General features: G+C 70.7%; 13 protein-coding genes and 3 pseudogenes. 10 read left to right on the top strand and 6 right to left on the bottom strand.

The window, feature by feature from the left end; translation table 11 throughout:
* The first annotated feature begins 43 nt into the window (after window positions 1-43).
* Window positions 44-931, top strand: coding sequence for an NAD(P)-dependent oxidoreductase (locus ACIBNA_RS16960; protein ID WP_399165979.1), 888 nt, complete (start codon window positions 44-46; stop codon window positions 929-931).
* 14 nt (window positions 932-945) lie between these two features.
* Here the strand turns inward: ACIBNA_RS16960 and ACIBNA_RS16955 are convergent.
* Window positions 946-1,347: pseudogene (locus ACIBNA_RS16955) on the bottom strand (hypothetical protein); the annotation flags it as partial.
* Between the two features lie 1,146 nt (window positions 1,348-2,493).
* Between ACIBNA_RS16955 and gcl the strand changes: the two are divergent.
* Window positions 2,494-4,278, top strand: coding sequence for a glyoxylate carboligase (gcl, locus tag ACIBNA_RS16950; RefSeq protein ID WP_399165978.1), 1,785 nt, complete (start codon window positions 2,494-2,496; stop codon window positions 4,276-4,278).
* A gap of 864 nt (window positions 4,279-5,142) precedes the next feature.
* Here the strand turns inward: gcl and ACIBNA_RS16945 are convergent.
* Window positions 5,143-5,382: a hypothetical protein gene (locus ACIBNA_RS16945; RefSeq protein ID WP_399165977.1), complete on the bottom strand. Its 240-nt coding sequence runs from the start codon at window positions 5,380-5,382 to the stop codon at window positions 5,143-5,145.
* 92 nt (window positions 5,383-5,474) lie between these two features.
* Here ACIBNA_RS16945 and ACIBNA_RS16940 point away from each other — a divergent pair, with 92 nt between their 5' ends.
* Entirely contained in the window at window positions 5,475-6,674 is a 1,200-nt protein-coding gene (locus tag ACIBNA_RS16940; protein ID WP_399165976.1) for a Shedu anti-phage system protein SduA domain-containing protein, read from the top strand.
* A gap of 273 nt (window positions 6,675-6,947) precedes the next feature.
* Here ACIBNA_RS16940 and ACIBNA_RS16935 read toward each other — a convergent pair.
* The 3 genes and pseudogenes from ACIBNA_RS16935 to ACIBNA_RS16925 all read right to left on the bottom strand — a co-directional run bounded on the left by ACIBNA_RS16935 (window position 6,948) and on the right by ACIBNA_RS16925 (window position 9,696).
* A pseudogene (locus ACIBNA_RS16935) lies at window positions 6,948-7,749 on the bottom strand (catalase).
* 209 nt (window positions 7,750-7,958) lie between these two features.
* A complete protein-coding gene (locus ACIBNA_RS16930; protein ID WP_399165975.1) occupies window positions 7,959-8,852 on the bottom strand; it encodes a 2-hydroxy-3-oxopropionate reductase in 894 nt (297 codons plus the stop codon).
* Window positions 8,853-8,874: 22 nt separating this feature from the next.
* A complete protein-coding gene (locus ACIBNA_RS16925; RefSeq protein WP_399165974.1) occupies window positions 8,875-9,696 on the bottom strand; it encodes a TIM barrel protein in 822 nt (273 codons plus the stop codon).
* 473 nt (window positions 9,697-10,169) lie between these two features.
* Between ACIBNA_RS16925 and ACIBNA_RS16920 the strand changes: the two genes are divergently transcribed.
* From ACIBNA_RS16920 to ACIBNA_RS16890, 7 genes and pseudogenes are all read left to right on the top strand, one after another.
* Window positions 10,170-10,421, top strand: coding sequence for a hypothetical protein (locus ACIBNA_RS16920; protein WP_399165973.1), 252 nt, complete (start codon window positions 10,170-10,172; stop codon window positions 10,419-10,421).
* The gene (locus ACIBNA_RS16915; RefSeq protein WP_010039054.1) at window positions 10,418-10,786 is read left to right on the top strand and encodes a helix-turn-helix domain-containing protein; all 369 of its coding nucleotides are present in this window, start codon (window positions 10,418-10,420) and stop codon (window positions 10,784-10,786) included. The genes ACIBNA_RS16920 and ACIBNA_RS16915 overlap by 4 nt, the downstream gene beginning before the upstream one ends.
* Window positions 10,787-10,946: 160 nt before the next feature.
* Window positions 10,947-11,456 carry a 2-oxo-4-hydroxy-4-carboxy-5-ureidoimidazoline decarboxylase gene (gene uraD, locus ACIBNA_RS16910; protein ID WP_399165972.1) on the top strand — a complete coding sequence of 170 codons (510 nt, stop codon included), beginning with the start codon at window positions 10,947-10,949 and terminating at the stop codon, window positions 11,454-11,456.
* A gap of 7 nt (window positions 11,457-11,463) precedes the next feature.
* A complete protein-coding gene (gene uraH, locus ACIBNA_RS16905; protein ID WP_399165971.1) occupies window positions 11,464-11,880 on the top strand; it encodes a hydroxyisourate hydrolase in 417 nt (138 codons plus the stop codon).
* A 6-nt stretch (window positions 11,881-11,886) separates the two neighbouring features.
* The gene (gene pucL, locus ACIBNA_RS16900; protein WP_399165970.1) at window positions 11,887-12,819 is read left to right on the top strand and encodes a factor-independent urate hydroxylase; all 933 of its coding nucleotides are present in this window, start codon (window positions 11,887-11,889) and stop codon (window positions 12,817-12,819) included.
* A gap of 108 nt (window positions 12,820-12,927) precedes the next feature.
* The gene (locus ACIBNA_RS16895) at window positions 12,928-14,307 is read left to right on the top strand and encodes an 8-oxoguanine deaminase (RefSeq protein WP_399165969.1); all 1,380 of its coding nucleotides are present in this window, start codon (window positions 12,928-12,930) and stop codon (window positions 14,305-14,307) included.
* A 476-nt stretch (window positions 14,308-14,783) separates the two neighbouring features.
* A pseudogene (locus ACIBNA_RS16890) lies at window positions 14,784-15,871 on the top strand (nucleobase:cation symporter-2 family protein); the annotation flags it as partial.
* Window positions 15,872-16,173: 302 nt separating this feature from the next.
* Here the strand turns inward: ACIBNA_RS16890 and ACIBNA_RS16885 are convergent.
* Complete coding sequence (locus ACIBNA_RS16885) at window positions 16,174-16,596, bottom strand: acyl-CoA thioesterase (protein WP_399165968.1); 423 nt, start codon at window positions 16,594-16,596, stop codon at window positions 16,174-16,176.
* Between the last annotated feature and the right edge of the window lie 50 nt (window positions 16,597-16,646).

Below are 16,646 nucleotides of genomic sequence, written 5' to 3'. Positions count from 1 at the left end.
CTCGCTTGACCTTCACACCGGTATCAACGTTGACGATGTTGCCATGAACAGGACCGACACACCCGTGACAGTCATCGGACTCGGACTGATGGGCCAGGCACTCGCCGGCGCGTTCCTGAAAGCCGGTCATCCCACGACTGTGTGGAACCGTACGACCGCCAAAGCCGACGGGCTGGTGGCCCGAGGCGCACGGCTCGCCCCGACAGTCGGCGACGCGGTCCGGGCCGGCTCCCTGACGATCATCTGCGTCACCGACTACCAGGCCGTGCGGGAGCTGTTCGGCACGGGCGACGTGGAGCTCGACGGCACGACGCTGGTCAATCTGACCTCGGGCGACTCGGCCCAGGCCCGGGAGACCGCCCGATGGGCCGAGCAGCGCGGCGCCCGCTACCTGGACGGCGCGATCATGGCCGTCCCGCCGGCCATCGGCACGCCCGAGGCGGTGATTCTGCACAGCGGCCCGCAGGCGCACTTCGACGAGCACGAGCCGACCCTCGACGTGCTCGGCACCGTCACCCACCTCGGTGCGGACCACGGCCTTGCGTCCCTGTACGACGTGGCCGGACTGGCCATGATGTGGAGCGTCCTGAACGCCTGGCTCCAGGGCACCGCGCTGCTCAGGACGGCCGGTGTCGACGCGGCGACGTACGCGCCGTTCGCGCAGCGGATCGCCGCCGGTGTGGCCGAATGGCTGCCCGGATACGCCGAGCAGATCGACAGCGGCTCCTTCCCGGCCGAGGTGTCGGCCCTGGAGACCGACGCGCGGGCCATGGCACACCTGATCGAGGAGAGCGAGGCGGTGGGGGTCAACGCCGAACTGCCGAAGCTGTTCAAGGCGATGGCCGACCGCTCGATCGCCGCGGGGCACGGTGGCGAGCAGTATCCCGTGCTGATCGAAGAGTTCAGCAAACCCGGGTCCGGCGACGACTGACCTGTTCGGGCGTGTCAGGGCGCCCGGTTCTCCGTGCCGGTGGCGTCCAGTGCGCCGGCCGGGGCGTTCACCGGCCGTGGTGTGCCGGTGAGGTCGAGGACGAACAGCGGGATGCCGAGGGCGTCGGCGCGGGCCCGTGCGTCGTCCGCGTACCCGGCGAGGGAGAGGTACAGGCAGTCCGCCGACTCCGTCATGGCCGTCAGCCACAGGCACTCCACGTCCCGCAGGGTCGCCGGGCGCACGCCCGGGTCGACCAGCGCGACGACGCCGCGGGCGGCGAGCCCGATCCCGGACGGCGGCCGCTGGTCAGCCCGCCGGACGCCCCGGTAGCCCAGCCAGCGCAGGTACAGCGCGGTGGCCGTGACGGCGTCGAGCGCGGTACGGATCGTGACGGAACGGAAGGGGGGCCGGGGGGCAGAGACAGCGTCGTCACCGGGGTCGGTCCCGGCATGGTCGACGGCGTCGGCACCGCCGCGGCTGCGGCTACCGGCGGCGGTCTCGCCACGGCCACCGGCCTCGGCATCGCCGCGGCCTCCCGCGTCGTCACCGGGGGCGTCACCGGGGTCGGTCCCGGCACGGTCGACGGCGTCGGCACCGCCGCGGCTGCGGCTACCGGCGGCGGCCCGGCCACGGCCACCGGCCTCGGCACCGCTGCGGCCTCCGGCGTCGTCACCGGGGTTGGTCCCGGTTCGGTCGGCGGCGTCGCCGCGGCTGCGGCTACTGGCGGCGGCCTGGTCGTGGCTTTCGGCTTCGGCGTCGCTGCGGCCACCGGCCTCGGCGGCGGCGCCAGCACCGCCATCGGCGTCGGCTCCTGCACTGTCACCGGCCGTGGCAGGGGCAGGGGCCCCCTCGGCGTAGGCAGAGGCGGCGGCCCGCTCGGCGGATGCGGCGTCGTGCGGGCAGGTCGCACGGCCCGGGTGCGTCGCGCCCTCCCGGCCGGCCTCGGCGTCCGCGTCAACCGTGATGTCCCGGTCACGCCGGAGGCCGCCGTCGGCTGCCGTGTCCTGCCTCGTCGTGCCGCCAGGCCTCAGGACATCGTCGGATGTCCTGTCCTGGCCCGTCGAACCGCCTCCGCCGGACACCCCCTCCCGCCCCTCCGCCACCGGCACCCGCAGCACCGCCCCGCACGGGCACCCCACCTCCGGCCGCGGCCACTCCCCGCGTCGGCCGCAGCGCTCGCACCGCACCGTCACCCAGTCGTCCTGCCAGACGCGGTGGGCGACGGGCGTCACCGTCCCGTCCCGGTCGAGCCGCGGGGCGACGGGCGCTCCGCACACGCACGGGTACGACGGGGCCGTGAAGCGGTGCTCTCGTCGGCAGGACGGACAGCGCACCGGCACGCTCTCGGCCATGACCACTCCCGTACGGCGTCACATCGGGACAGCGCGTCCATCGTGCTCCAGCGAGCCCCTGCCTGTCCGCCGCTTGTCCCTCCCTTGACGCCCTTCGTCCGCCCCACATACATTCATTCCAGATCGTAGAAGTTAGTTTCCGTAATACGGAAGAGCTCACCGCAGGGCGCGACGGGAGTGCGAATCCGACAGCCGAAGCAGGAGTACTCGATGGCTCGAATGACCGCTGCCCGCGCGGCAGTTGAGATCCTCAAACGCGAGGGCGTCACCGACGCGTTCGGTGTCCCGGGCGCGGCGATCAACCCCTTCTACGCGGCGCTCAAGGCCTCCGGCGGCATCAACCACACCCTCGCCCGCCATGTGGAGGGCGCCTCGCACATGGCCGAGGGCTACACCCGCACCCACGCGGGCAACATCGGCGTCTGCATCGGCACCTCCGGCCCGGCCGGCACCGACATGATCACGGGCCTGTACTCCGCGACCGGCGACTCCATCCCGATCCTGTGCGTCACCGGCCAGGCCCCGACCGCCGTGATCCACAAAGAGGACTTCCAGGCCGTCGACATCGCCTCGATCGCCAAGCCGGTCACCAAGATGGCCGTGACCGTGCTGGAGGCCGCGCAGGTCCCCGGCGTCTTCCAGCAGGCCTTCCACCTGATGCGCTCCGCCCGCCCCGGGCCGGTCCTGATCGACCTGCCGATCGACGTCCAGATGACCGAGATCGAGTTCGACCCGGAGACGTACGAGCCGCTCCCGGTCTACAAGCCCGCCGCCACCCGCGCCCAGATCGAGAAGGCGATCGGGATGCTGAACGCCTCCGAGCGGCCGCTGATCGTGGCGGGCGGCGGTGTCATCAACGCCGATGCCGCCGAACTGCTCGTCGAATTCGCCGAGTTGACCGGCACCCCGGTCGTCCCCACCCTCATGGGCTGGGGCGTCCTGCCCGACGACCACGAGCTGAACGCCGGCATGGTGGGCCTCCAGACCTCGCACCGCTACGGCAACGCGACCTTCCTGGAGGCCGACTTCGTCCTCGGCATCGGCAACCGCTGGGCCAACCGCCACACCGGCAAACTCGACGTCTACACGGCCGGACGGAAGTTCGTCCACGTCGACATCGAGCCGACCCAGATCGGCAAGATCTTCGCCCCCGACTACGGCATCGCCTCCGACGCCAAGGCCGCGCTGGAGCTGTTCGTCGAGGTGGCGCGCGAGCTGAAGAAGGCCGGCGAGCTGCCCGACCGCTCCGCCTGGGCGGCCTCGGCGCAGGAGCGGAAGGCGACCCTCCAGCGCCGGACGCACTTCGACGACATCCCGATCAAGCCGCAGCGCGTCTACGAGGAGATGAACAAGGCCTTCGGCCCTCAGACCCGGTACGTCTCCACCATCGGCCTCTCGCAGATCGCCGGCGCGCAGATGCTGCACGTCTACCGGCCCCGCCACTGGATCAACTGCGGCCAGGCCGGCCCGCTCGGCTGGACCATCCCGGCAGCGCTCGGCGTCGCCAAGGCCGACCCGGAGGCGTCCGTCGTCGCGCTCTCCGGCGACTACGACTTCCAGTTCATGATCGAGGAACTGGCCGTCGGCGCGCAGCACAAGATCCCGTACGTCCACGTCCTCGTCAACAACTCCTACCTGGGCCTGATCCGCCAGGCGCAGCGCGCGTTCGACATCGACTTCCAGGTCAACCTGGAGTTCGAGAACATCAACGCGCCCGAGCTCGGCGTCTACGGCGTCGACCACGTCAAGGTCGCCGAGGGCCTCGGCTGCAAGGCCATCCGCGTCACCGACCCCGCCGAACTCGGCGCCGCCTTCGAGCAGGCGAAGAAGCTCGCCGCCGAGTACCGGGTGCCGGTCGTCGTCGAGGCGATCCTGGAGCGCGTCACCAACATCTCCATGTCGACGACCAACGACATCGGCAACGTCGTGGAGTTCGAGGAGATCGCCACGGAGCCCGGCCATGCGCCGACGTCGATCAGGACGCTGAAGGTCTGACGCACGCGCAGGAGAGGGGCGGCCCGTCCGGGAGGACGGACCGCCCCTGTCGCGTTCACGCGTTCACTACGCGCCTCCACCCCGCATCCGCCTCCGCCCCCGCCGCAGTAGGTGTAGCCCGCACTGCCGCCTCCGTACGGACCGCGTGAGTGCTTGAGGAGGCTCTTGCCGCCCACCTCTGCCCGGCGGAGCAGACCCGCCCGGAGGGCGAAGCGCGGCACCACCAGCCGCAGGGCCGCCTCGCCGTGCAGGGCCACGGCCAGCAGCCGGTCGTGGTCGGTCAGGCCGCGTCTGCCGGCGGGCAGCGGATGGCGCCGACGCAGCTCCCGCACATGTCGGCGTGCACCGCGCGTCGGACCGAGCAGCGGGTAGCGCAGCAGGCCCGCCTCCGCGAGCGGGATGCGCATCAGGGCCACCGCGAGCCGTATGCCCGGGTCCTTGACCAACGTCCGCAGACCGGCGGGCTCGTGGAGACAGGCGTGCACCTTCTGGGCCAGGGGAGAGGGCGGCCCTTGCGCGCTCACGGCGTCCGCGACGCCCGCCCGCACCGTCCCCGGCCGGTCCGCCTCCACCAGGCCCCGCAGATACAGATCCACCACGGCGACGGTGACGGCGGCCCGGGGGCCGTCCCCCAGCAGTGCGATCTCGTGCGGCTCCAGCCGGACCGCCGTACCGTCATCCATGGCTTCACCCCCGTGCCGGGGCCCGCCGCCCCCGTGCCGGCGGGTCCCGTGTGCCGAGAATGTGCCCGGCCCCGGGGGCGGTTGAAGCCCCCGGGGCCGGGTTCAGAGGTTCATTTGAGGGTTCCGTACACGGCGTACGACCGGTGCCGTACGCGCGCCTGCGAAGGGGCGCGGGGCGGGTTCACGCCTCGTGGTGTTCGGACAGCCCCGGCCAGTCGTCCGGGCCGCCGCCCTGCCACTCGACGAGATCGCTGTCCGCGACGTCGGTGACGTACAGGTCCGCCAGCCGCAGGATCTCGGCGACGTCGTCCATATGTGTGGCGATACCCAGTGTCGCGTCGCCCTCGGTGACGCGCCGGGAGCCGTCCAGGGCAGGAGGGTGCACCACGACGTGCGGATGCGCCGGTGATGGATGTGTCATGCCTCCAGCGTCCTGCGGCAGCGCTGGATACGCACGCCGGGGTGTTGTCAGACCCTGCGAACACAATGCGCCGTATGACACCGAGAAGCGACATGACGTTGGAGTGGCATTTACGTGAGGTGGTGGCCAAGGAGGCCATCGACCAGACCGTGAAGAACGCCGTGCAGTCGGTCTTCACGCACATGCACAGCGGCCGGAGCGGCAAGAGACGGGGCGGCAGAGAGCTGATACGGCTCTTGGAGGAAGTGCGAGGGACTGCGGCCGGGGTCGGCGAGTGGCAGGTAGTACGGCTCGTGCAGGATGCGATCGAGTATGCAGAGGGGCGGATCCTGCGGTACGACTTCGAGGATCGCTACAGGCTGTTCGGAGATGGACGAAGGAGGGAGTCGCACACGGGCTTCCTCGGCAGCACCATGAAGGCGATGCACCAGTGGCTCATCGACAGCGGGCGGGAGTTCCTGTCGGACCACCCCGAGGCCGGGATCAAAGAGTTCCTGGAGCATTTCCGTGCGCAGGGTGAGGACGCGCTGTTCCTTCAGGCCCCCGACGATCGCCCTGGGCGTTATGTGATTCCGAGGGGCCGTGCCGAGATCACCCTGTGGTTGGAGCGGATCATCCGCAGCGGTCGGATCGATGTCGCCGACCCGGCCGCTGAAGCCCGGAAGATCGTCACATCGCCCGAAGCCATGGCCCTGCTGGCTGCCGATGACCAAGGACGAATCCTCCTGCAGGCCGCTGAACTGCGCCGACGCGCGGCCCGACTCAAGGAACTGCGCACCGTCGTCGAGGATCGCAAGGCCACAGAGGCCGATGTGCAGCGGGCGCTTGACGGGCAGTACTGGATCTTCGGTGGGCGGTTCGTGGGCGAGGCGGCGCAGCGGCGCCTCGTGCCGGGAGACGAGGTGGACATCCCGCTGATACGTGGTGACGGAGCGCTCCATATCGTCGAACTCAAGCGAGCCATGAGCCTCAAGGGTCCCCTCGTCAAGCGGCATCGCAACGCATGGGTTCCGGCGGCGCAGGTGCACGAGGCCGTCGGCCAGGCTGTCAACTACCTCACTGGTCTGGATGAGAGCCGGGAGCGGCTCCGTGCCGACCTCGGTATCGAGACTCGGCGTGCCAGCGCCCTCGTCCTGGTCGGACATCCGGCACTGCATCCCGAGGTGCCGGAGGAGGAGATCAACGAGGCGCTGCGGACGTTCAATTCTCACCTCACCAGGGTCGAGGTCCTGACATACAAGGAACTCCTGGACAACGCCGAGCGCTCCCTCGCCGGAGATGGCCCGGTGTAGGGAGCGCGTCAGTGCTGGCCGTCCGACGGCGCGAGGCTGGGCGCGACAGGACGTTCGCGCCGCCGGACGGGGTCTGGGGAGGGGTGCCGGTAGTGGGACCGCGGCGGGTGCGACGGAGTCCGGAACGGGCTTCCCTCAGGTCGAGAACCCGGCCGGGTCCTTCACCACCGCACTGGCTCACACTCCGCCGCGGTCCGCGCCCTGCCCGCGCCCGTGCCCGGGGCGACCACCCCTCATCCGGGTCGCCCAAGCGGTCGGACACGGGCAGGGAGTTCAGTCCTCGCGCAGGGCGCGGACCGCCTCCTCCACGCGCCGCCCGTACTCGGGGTCGGCGGCGTGGAAGTGCGCGAGGTTCTTCTCGACCACGTCGTCGCAGGAGACCTGGGAGAGGCCGCCGGCGATGTTCGCGACCAGCCGGGACTTCTCCTGCGCGGACATCAGCCGGTACAGCTCGCCGGCCTGGAAGAAGTCGTCGTCCTTGGTGTGGAGGGAGGCCGCCTGGGTGCCCGTGTGGCCGGTCACCGCCCGCGGGGCCGACAGCGGGCGGCCGGCCTCCACCGGGCCGTCGCAGGAGTTCGGCTCGTAGTTCTTCGAGTGCCGGCCCTGGGCGTTGGACGCCATGAAGCCGTCCCGGCCGTAGTTCCGGGCGGTCGTGGCCCGGGGCGCGTTGACGGCCAGCCGCGTGTGGTTGACGCCGTGCGCCCAGAAGTCCCGGAAGTTGTCCGGTTCCTGACGGCCCGATGGGGGTCCCCCCGCGTTCTTAAGGCGTGGGGGAGGGTCGCGCTTCTGGGAGTGGATGAAATCCGGGAACTTGATCGGGTCCTTGATGAAGAACACCGGGGTGTTGTTGCCGAAGAGGTCGTAACTGCCCTCGGCCGTATGGAACTTGACCGCGAAACCCGCGCGGGTCGCGCACCGCGTCCGCGCCGCCGAGGCTGTCGGCCACGGTCGAGTAGCGCAGGAACTCCTCGGTCCGCTTGCCGGTCTCGCTCAGACCGCCGACGCCGGCGGTGGCGGAGTTCTGGTTGTCGGCGACGGGGGCGCCGGACTCGGTGGTGAGCACGCGCTGCGACATCGTGACCCTTCCCTACGAGAGGGCAGTGGAAAAGTGTTTCCGCTTTGTGGAGCCTAGGGGTTGGGGTGATCGGAGCGTCAACAGTTTGTTGAAGTAATGGGCATGGCTGGGTCCGGACGGCGCCGCCGCTTTGGGCGCGACAGGACAGGTGTCAGCGGCGGCGCCGCCCGGGGTACGAGGGACCCTCGGGCCATGAGGGTGTACGAGGGTCAGATCCGGGCGCCGGAGAGCCGCTCCACGGCCCGCAGCAGCGCCGAGTGGTCCAGGCCGCCGTCGCCCTGCGCGCGCAGGGACGCGACCAGCTGGGCGACCACGGCGCCGACGGGCAGGGCCGCGCCGACGTTGCGGGCGGCGTCCGTGACGATGCCCATGTCCTTGTGGTGCAGGTCGATCCGGAAGCCCGGCTTGAAGTCCCGGCCGAGGAAGTTGTCCTTCTTGCGGGTCAGCACGGTCGAGCCCGCCAGGCCGCCGTTGAGGACGTCCAAGGCCGCCTTCAGGTCCACGCCGGACTTCTCCAGGAAGACCACGGCCTCGGCGCACGCCTGGATGTTCACGGCGACGATCAGCTGGTTGGCGGCCTTCACGGTCTGGCCGGAGCCGTGTGGGCCGCACAGCACGATGGTCTTGCCAAGCGCCTCGAAGATGGGCCTGGCCTGGTCGAAGTCGGCCTGCTCGCCGCCGACCATGATGGACAGCACGGCCTCGATCGCACCGGCCTCCCCGCCGGACACCGGGGCGTCCAGGACGCGGATGCCCTTGTCCTTCGCCGCCTTCGCCAGGTCGACCGAGGTCTGCGGGGTGATCGAGGACATGTCGATCAGCAGGGCGCCGGACCCGGCGTTCTCCAGGATGCCGTCGGGGCCGTAGGCGATGGCCTCGACCTGCGGGGAGGCGGGCACCATCGTGATGACGACGTCGGCGTCCCGCACGGCCTCGGCGATCGAGCCGGCGGACGTGCCGCCGGCGGCGGCGAGGCGGTCCAGCTTCTCCCGCTCCAGGGTGAATCCGGTGACGTCGTAGCCCGCCTTGATCAGGTTCTCGGACATGGGGGAGCCCATGATGCCGAGGCCGATCCAGGCGATCTTGGGCAGTGCGTTGCTCATGGTGTGCCTTTCGGTACGGGGGTCAGCGGGGCAGCCAGTCGAAGGCCTCGGCGCTCGGGCGGTCGCCCGGCTTGTACTCGAGGCCGACCCAGCCGTCGTAACCCGCCTTGTTCAGCCGGTCGAGGAGGTCTTCGAGGGGCAGCGAGCCCGTCCCGGGGGCGCCGCGGCCGGGGTTGTCGGCGATCTGGACGTGGCCGGTCTTCGCGGCGTACCGCTCGATCACCTGCGGCAGGTCCTCGCCGTTCATGGACAGGTGGTAGAGGTCCATGAGGAAGCGGGCGTTGCCCAGCCCCGTCGTGTCGTTGACCTTGTCGACGACGCCGACGGCGGCCGGTGCCGACACCAGCGGATACGACGGCGACTCGGGCTGGTTGAGCGCCTCGATCAGCAGGATCGCGCCGATCCGGTCGGCGGCCCGCGCCGCGAGCACCAGGTTCTCCAGGGCGAGCGCGTCCTGCTCGGCCGGGTCCACGCCCTCGACGCGGTTGCCGTACAGGGCGTTGAGCGCCTTGCAGCCCAAGGAGGCGGCGAGATCGGCCGCCACGTCGATGTTGGCGCGGAACCTCGCCGACTCCTCGCCCGGGATCGACAGGACGCCACGGTCGGGGCCGGGCAGTTGGCCGGCGTAGAAGTTGAGGCCCGTGAGCTGGACGCCCGCGTCCTCGACGGCCCTCTTCAGCGCGTCGAGCTCCGACTGCTCAGGGATGGGCGAGTCGACCCAGGGCCACCACAGCTCGACCGCCGTGAAGCCGGCCGCGGCGGCGGCCGCGGGACGCTCCAGGAGCGGGAGTTCCGTGAAGAGGATCGACAGGTTGACGTTGAAGCGCTGGTCTGCGAATCCCATCGGGCCGCGCTCCCTTCCGTTTGGTTCCGCATCGTGGAAGTTGCTTTCTGCTTACCGGAAGACTGCCGTCGGGTCTCGTGGCTTGTCAAGAGGACGGGCGGCGGACTTCGGCCGTCCGGCGCGGGCCCATGCGTCCGGAGGCGGAGGTGCCCGCCGCGCTGGAGCTGACCCGGCTGGCGCCCGCCCGCTGCCCGAGTTCCGAGGTGGCCGTGGCGCCTCGTCGTTGCGGGGTCACCGGGCTGGCGCCGTACGTCGGCCGCGGCCCCCGCGAGCACGCCGAGGGCGTCTCCGTAGCCGGTGCGGGGTCGGCTCGCGTGCGAACAGCGGCGGGCGTGAACGTGAATGCGTGGGAAGCGTGTGTGTATGTCGGAGGGGATGTGTTCATGCGCAGAGTGCGGAGTGCGTGCGCAGGCGGTCCGGTCCGCCCCGGCGTCGGCTAAGGTCGCACAGGTCACGACGGTTCTGGGGGCAGCATGCGACTGAGAGTGGAGTTCACGACCGAGCCCTTCGACCTCGACGAGGCACCCGCGCACGCGCTGGTCGCCCGCGAGGTCGTGGAGGCCGCCGAATTGGACGCCGTGGACGTCGGCCCGTTCGGCAACACCGCCGAGGGCGGTGCCGACGCGGTGCTCACCGCCGTGGACGCCCTGCTCCGCAAGACCCTGCAGGCGGGCGCCACCCGGGTCTCGCTCCAGGTCAACGTGATCGAGGAGGGCGAGGCGTGAGCGGCGCCGGGGACGAGCCGTTCATCGCGGCCGTGAAGCCCCTGGTCGACGCCATGGGCGGCGAGATGATCCCGCCGGACGAGGCCGGCCCCGACGACGTCGTCCTGTCCTGGGAGGGCCGCGACGCCGTCGCCGTACGGCTGCCGCAGCTCGCCGACTCCCTCGACCACATCCTCGCCGCCATGGAGCGCCGCAAGGGCATGCCGCTGGCCGACCTGGACCGCAAGGCCAAGCAGGAGGTCGTACGGATACTCGAGGCGCGCGGCGCCTTCTCCGTACGGCACGGGGTGGAGACCGTGGCGAGCGCCCTGGGCGTCAGCCGCTTCACCGTCTACAACTACCTCAACCGCGAGAAGGGGGCCTGACCGGGCTCGTGCCCTGACCAGGCTCATGCCCGGTTCCGCCGCCTCGCCGGGTTTCGTCACACGGAATTTTCAACAAACTGTTGACGTGCTGTCGGGGGAGGGCGTTAGCTATCGGCACGCCCGTTCAGCACGAAGGCCGTACCCGGCCACGGAGGCTCCCGTGACTTCCACTTCCACGCCGCCGGGCCTGGCCCGGTTCAACGCCCTCGAGGAGCACGCGGCCTTCACCGCGCTCCACGAGGCGTGCGCCTCCACGGAGTGGGCGAAGCGGCTGCTCGCCGCCCGCCCCTACGCCACCCCCGAGGCGCTGTACGCCGCGAGCGACGCCGCCATGGCGGAGCTGACGGCGCAGGACCTCGCGGAGGCGATGGCCGGCCACCCGCCCATCGGCCGCCCGAAACCCGGTGACCCCACCTCGGCCCGGGAGCAGCGCGGCATGGCCGGCGCCTCCGACGCGCTCAAGGCGGAGATGCTGGAGCTGAACCTCGCCTACCAGGAGAAGTTCGGCCACGTCTTCCTGATCTGCGCCACCGGCCGGACCGGCGAGCAGATGCGCGACGCGGTCAGGGAACGGATCGGCAACACGCCGGGGCGGGAGCGGGAGATCGTCCGCACCGAACTGGGGAAGATCAACCGCATCCGCCTGGCCCGACTCGTCGAAGAGGACTGACAGCAGCATGAGCACCTCCGCCACCGCGTCCGTGTCCACGCACATCCTGGACACCAGCGCCGGCCGCCCCGCCGAGGGCGTCGCCGTCCGGCTCTCCGCCCGCAGCGGGAGTGCGGCCGCCTGGCAGGCGCTCGGCGGCTCCGCGACCGATGCGGACGGCCGGTGCAAGGACCTCCCGGCCCTGCCGGAGGGGACCACCCACGTACGGCTCGACTTCGCCGTCGAGCCGTACTTCGAGAAGAAGTCCGCGAACGACGCGAAAAGCCAAGCCGATGCGCAGCAGGACGCCCCCGCGAATCGGGACAGCGGCGCCGGTGTGTTCTTCCCGGAGGTGGCGATCACGTTCGCCGTCGTACCGGGCGAGCACTACCACGTACCGCTGCTGCTCAACCCGTTCGGCTACTCCGTGTACCGAGGGAGCTAGCTACTCATGCCCACCATTCTGGGACAGAACCAGTACGGCAAGGCCGAGAACCGAGTCGTCAAGATCACGCGGGACGGCGCCACCCACCGCATCAAGGACCTCAACGTCTCCGTGTCGCTGAGCGGCGACATGGACGAGGTCCACTACTCCGGCTCGAACGCCAACGTCCTGCCCACCGACACCACCAAGAACACGGTGTACGCGTTCGCCAAGGAGCACGGCATCGAGTCCGCCGAGCAGTTCGGCATCCACCTCGCCCGCCACTTCGTCACCAGCCAGGAGCCGATCCACCGGGCCCGGATCCGCATCGAGGAGTACGCCTGGGAGCGGATCGAGGCCTCCGACGCCAACTCGCAGTCAACCGGCGCCGACGAGGCCAGGCACTCCTTCGTCCGCAAGGGTCAGGAGGTCCGGCTGACCCAGATCACCTACGACGGCTCGTCGTGGGAGGTGATCTCGGGCCTGAAGGACCTCGTCGTGATGAACTCGACCAACTCCGAGTTCTGGGGCTACGTCAAGGACAAGTACACGACGCTGAAGGAGGCCTACGACCGCATCCTGGCCACCCAGGTCTCCGCCCGCTGGCGGTTCAACTGGACCGACGACGACCAGCGCATGCCCAACTGGGAGCAGTCCTACGAGCAGACCAGGAAGCACATGCTCCAGGCCTTCGCCGAGACGTACTCGCTCTCGCTCCAGCAGACGCTGTACCAGATGGGCGCGCGGATCATCGACAACCGCGGCGAGATCGACGAGGTCCGCTTCTCCCTCCCGAACAAGCACCACTTCCTGGTCGATCTGGAGCCGTTCGGGCTGAAGAACGATACCGCCGACGGTGCTGTGTACTTCGCGGCCGACCGCCCCTACGGCCTGATCGAGGCGACGATCCTGCGGGACGGCTGCGAGGCGCAGATCCCCGTGGACCTCACCAACCTCTGACGTTCCCTCTTTCGGCACCCGTGGCCGGGGAACCCATCTCCTCGGCCACGGCACTCAAACTCCCAGGGTCCTGCCGTGCCCCCTCCACCTCAGCGCAAAGGACGAACCATGGCAGCAGCCCAGCGCATCGTCATCGAGAACTGTGCGATCGCGACCGTCGACGCCGACGACACCGAGTACGCCTCCGGACATGTCGTCCTCGCCGGCAACCGCATCGAGTCGGTCGGCGCGGGCAAGGCCCCCGAGGGCCTGGAGAACGTCGTACGCCGCATCGACGCCTCCGGTCACCTCGTCACCCCCGGACTGATCAACACCCACCACCACTTCTACCAGTGGATCACCCGGGGCCTGGCCACGGACCACAACCTCTTCGACTGGCTGGTCGCGCTGTACCCGGTCTGGGCGCGCATCGACGAGCCGATGGTGCGCGCGGCGGCCCAGGGCTCGCTCGCGATGATGGCCCGCGGCGGCGTCACCACCGCCATGGACCACCACTACGTCTTCCCGCACGGCTCCGGCGACCTGTCCGGCGCGATCATCGGCGCCGCCCGCGACATGGGCGTCCGCTTCACCCTCGCCCGCGGCTCCATGGACCGCAGCGAGAAGGACGGCGGCCTGCCCCCGGACTTCGCCGTCGAGACCCTCGACGGGGCGCTGGCCGCCACCGAGGAGACCGTCCGGCAGCACCACGACTCCTCCTTCGACGCCATGACCCAGGTCGCCGTCGCGCCCTGCTCGCCCTTCTCCGTCTCCACCGAACTCCTGCGGGACGGCGCGCAGCTCGCCCGCCGCCTCGGCGTACGGCTCCACACCCACGGCTCGGAGACCGTGGAGGAGGAGAAGTTCTGCCACGAACTGTTCGGCATGGGACCGACCGAGTACTTCGAGTCCACCGGCTGGCTCGGCGAGGACGTGTGGATGGCGCACTGCGTCCACATGAACGACTCCGACATCGCCGCCTTCGCCCGTACGAAGACCGGCGTCGCGCACTGCCCGTCGTCCAACGCCCGTCTCGCGGCCGGTATCGCCCGCGTCCCCGACATGCTCGCGGCCGGCGTCCCGGTCGGCCTCGGCGTCGACGGCACCGCGTCCAACGAGTCCGGCGAACTCCACACCGAGCTGCGCAACGCCCTCCTCATCAACCGCCTCGGCGCGCACAAGGAGGCCGCCCTGAACGCCCGCCAGGCGCTGCGCCTCGGCACCTACGGCGGCGCCCAGGTGCTGGGCCGGGTGGCGGAGACCGGCTCACTGGAGCCGGGCAAGCTCGCCGACCTGGTCCTGTGGAAGCTGGACACGCTCGCCCACGCCTCCATCGCCGACCCGGTGACGGCCCTGGTCTTCGGCGCGGCGGCCCCGGTCACCGCCTCCTTCGTGAACGGCCGGCAGATCGTCGAGGACGGGCGGCTGCTCACGGTCGACGAGGACGCCATCGCCCGCTCCACGCGGGACGAGGCCCGGCGGCTGGCGAGGATCGCCGCGCAGGGCTGACCCCCCCGATGACTCCGGCCGGGAGGGACGGCTCCCGGCCGGTGCCGCGGACCCGAGCGGGGTCCACGGCGGCCGTCTCCGGGGCGCGCAGAGATGGCGCGCCCCGGAACGGAACTCCCTCTTTTCGCTGGGCAGGAGTCGTCGCCCCACCGTTCCTCAGCAGCGACGGGCGTGAGCCCGTGCACTGGCACGCCCCGAACGGTCTTGGGCGCACTGGTCGTCCGCTTTCGCATCCCGGGCGGCGACACGAATCCTGTCCGTGGTCCGAGCCGGGCGGGCGGAGTCCCTCACGACCTGGTCTGGTGGGCGCGGCCAGAGGCGGCGGGGAGGCCCTGAACCGTCCCTCTGTGGAGCAGGGGCCCCGCGCGCTGGCGCCGTGCCCGACGTTCCAAATCGCACGGCAACGCTACCCCGCTGCCCGTGTGCCGCCGCAAGCTCATCAACCGACGATCACACGATCGAGCGAAGTCGCTGTTCGGTCCGACGCCCTGCCGATCATCTTCGGCGCGGTCATCGTCGCCGGACTCCTCGGCTTCATAGCCGCCCCGTCTTCTGCAAGGCGGTCCGCTTCTTCCCGCCGGTGGTGACGGGCACGGTCATCACCCTGATCGGCATCTCCCTGCTCCCGGTCGCCTTCGGCTGGGCTCAGGGACCCGACCCGGCGGCGCACGACTACGGTTCGGCGACCAACCTGGGGCTGGCCGCCGGCACTCTCGTCATCGTCCTGCTGCTGCGGCGCTTCACCCGGGGCTTCGTCAAGCAGATCGCGGTGCTGCTCGGCCTGGTCGCGGGCACGCTGATCGCGCTCCCGTTCGGCGCCACGGACTTCGGCCCGGTCGCGGACGCGGCGGTCATCGGCTTCCCGACCCCCTTCCACTTCGGCGCCCCGCAGTTCCAGCTCGCCGCGATCCTCTCCCTGTGCGTGGTGATGGTGGTGTCGATGACCGAGTCGACCGCCGACATGCTGGCGCTGGGTGAGATCGTCGACCGCCCGGCCGACGAGAAGACCATCGCGGCCGGCCTGCGCGCCGACACCCTCGGCTCGGCGATCAGCCCGCTCTTCAACGGCTTCATGTGCAGCGCCTTCGCGCAGAACATCGGCCTGGTGGCGATGACGAAGATCCGCAGCCGCTATGTCGTCGCGGCCGGCGGCGGATTCCTGGTGCTGATGGGCCTGTGCCCGATGGCCGCCTCGCTGATCGCCGTCGTACCGCGCCCGGTGCTCGGCGGGGCGGGCGTGGTGCTGTTCGGCTCGGTCGCGGCCAGCGGCATCCAGACCCTGGTCCGGGCCGGCCTGGACAAGGACAACAACGTCCTGATCGTGGCCGTCTCCCTGGCCGTCGGCATCATCCCCATCACGGCGCCGGAGTTCTACCACGCCTTCCCGGAGACGGCGCGGATCGTCCTGGACTCGGGCATCTCGACGGGCTGCGTGGCGGCGGTCCTGCTGAACCTGGTCTTCAACCACCTGGGCCGACGCGACCGGGACGCCCACGACGTGACCCACCCGATGGAGGCGGGCGAGGAGATCACGGGCGTCACCCGGACCCCGGCCGCACCGTGAGACCGGCGAAAACAGCTCCGGACTCCGCTTAGGCTCCTGCCTCGGTCAACTCACCGTTGACCGGGGGGACAGGGGACGAGGGGGAGACGGACCGATGAGGGGGCGACCCCGGACGAGTGCCGGCTCATCCTCGCCGACGCCGATCGCCACCGCTGGACGTTGGCCGGGGCGGCGAGCGGCAGCGAGATCTGAGTCAAGCACCCGTCCGGGGACATCGCCCTGCTCGTGGTCGAGACGAAGTCGACCGCACTGCCGGAGCTCGCCTCCCTCATGGTGGACATGACGATCTGGCGGCAGGCGTCCTAGAGTCCGAACAGGCTCGGGTCCGACGCCAGCTCCCTGAAGCGCTCCTGGGGCTCCGCGACCAGCTTGCGGGCCTTCAGGTCCAGCAGGCCGCCGACCGCCGTGATCTCGGCCGCCACCGTGCCGTCCGTCTTGCGGACCGTCTGCTCGATGCGGAAGGTCTTGCCCTCGCCCCAGGCGAAGGCGCAGGTCACCTCGACCTCGTCGCCCGCGAGCAGCTCCCGCTTGTAGCGGATGGTCGTCTCCAGGGAGACCGGGCCCACGCCGCTGCCTATGAGGGCGGACTGGCTGATCCCCGCGGCCTGCAGTAACGACCAGCGGGCGTGTTCCGCGTAGTTCAGGTACACGCTCTGGTTGAGGTGACCCTGCACGTCGGTCTCGTAACCGCGGACGGTCACCGGGACGGAAAACGGCTCGCTCATGGGCTTCCCTTCTGGCACCGGACACTCGTGGCGTACGCAACGATCCCCCG

Source organism: Streptomyces sp. NPDC050164 (genome assembly GCF_044459945.1).
In the GTDB taxonomy this organism is placed as follows: Bacteria; Actinomycetota; Actinomycetes; order Streptomycetales; family Streptomycetaceae; genus Streptomyces; species Streptomyces coeruleorubidus_A.
This window is presented reverse-complemented; position numbering and strand designations above follow the sequence as displayed.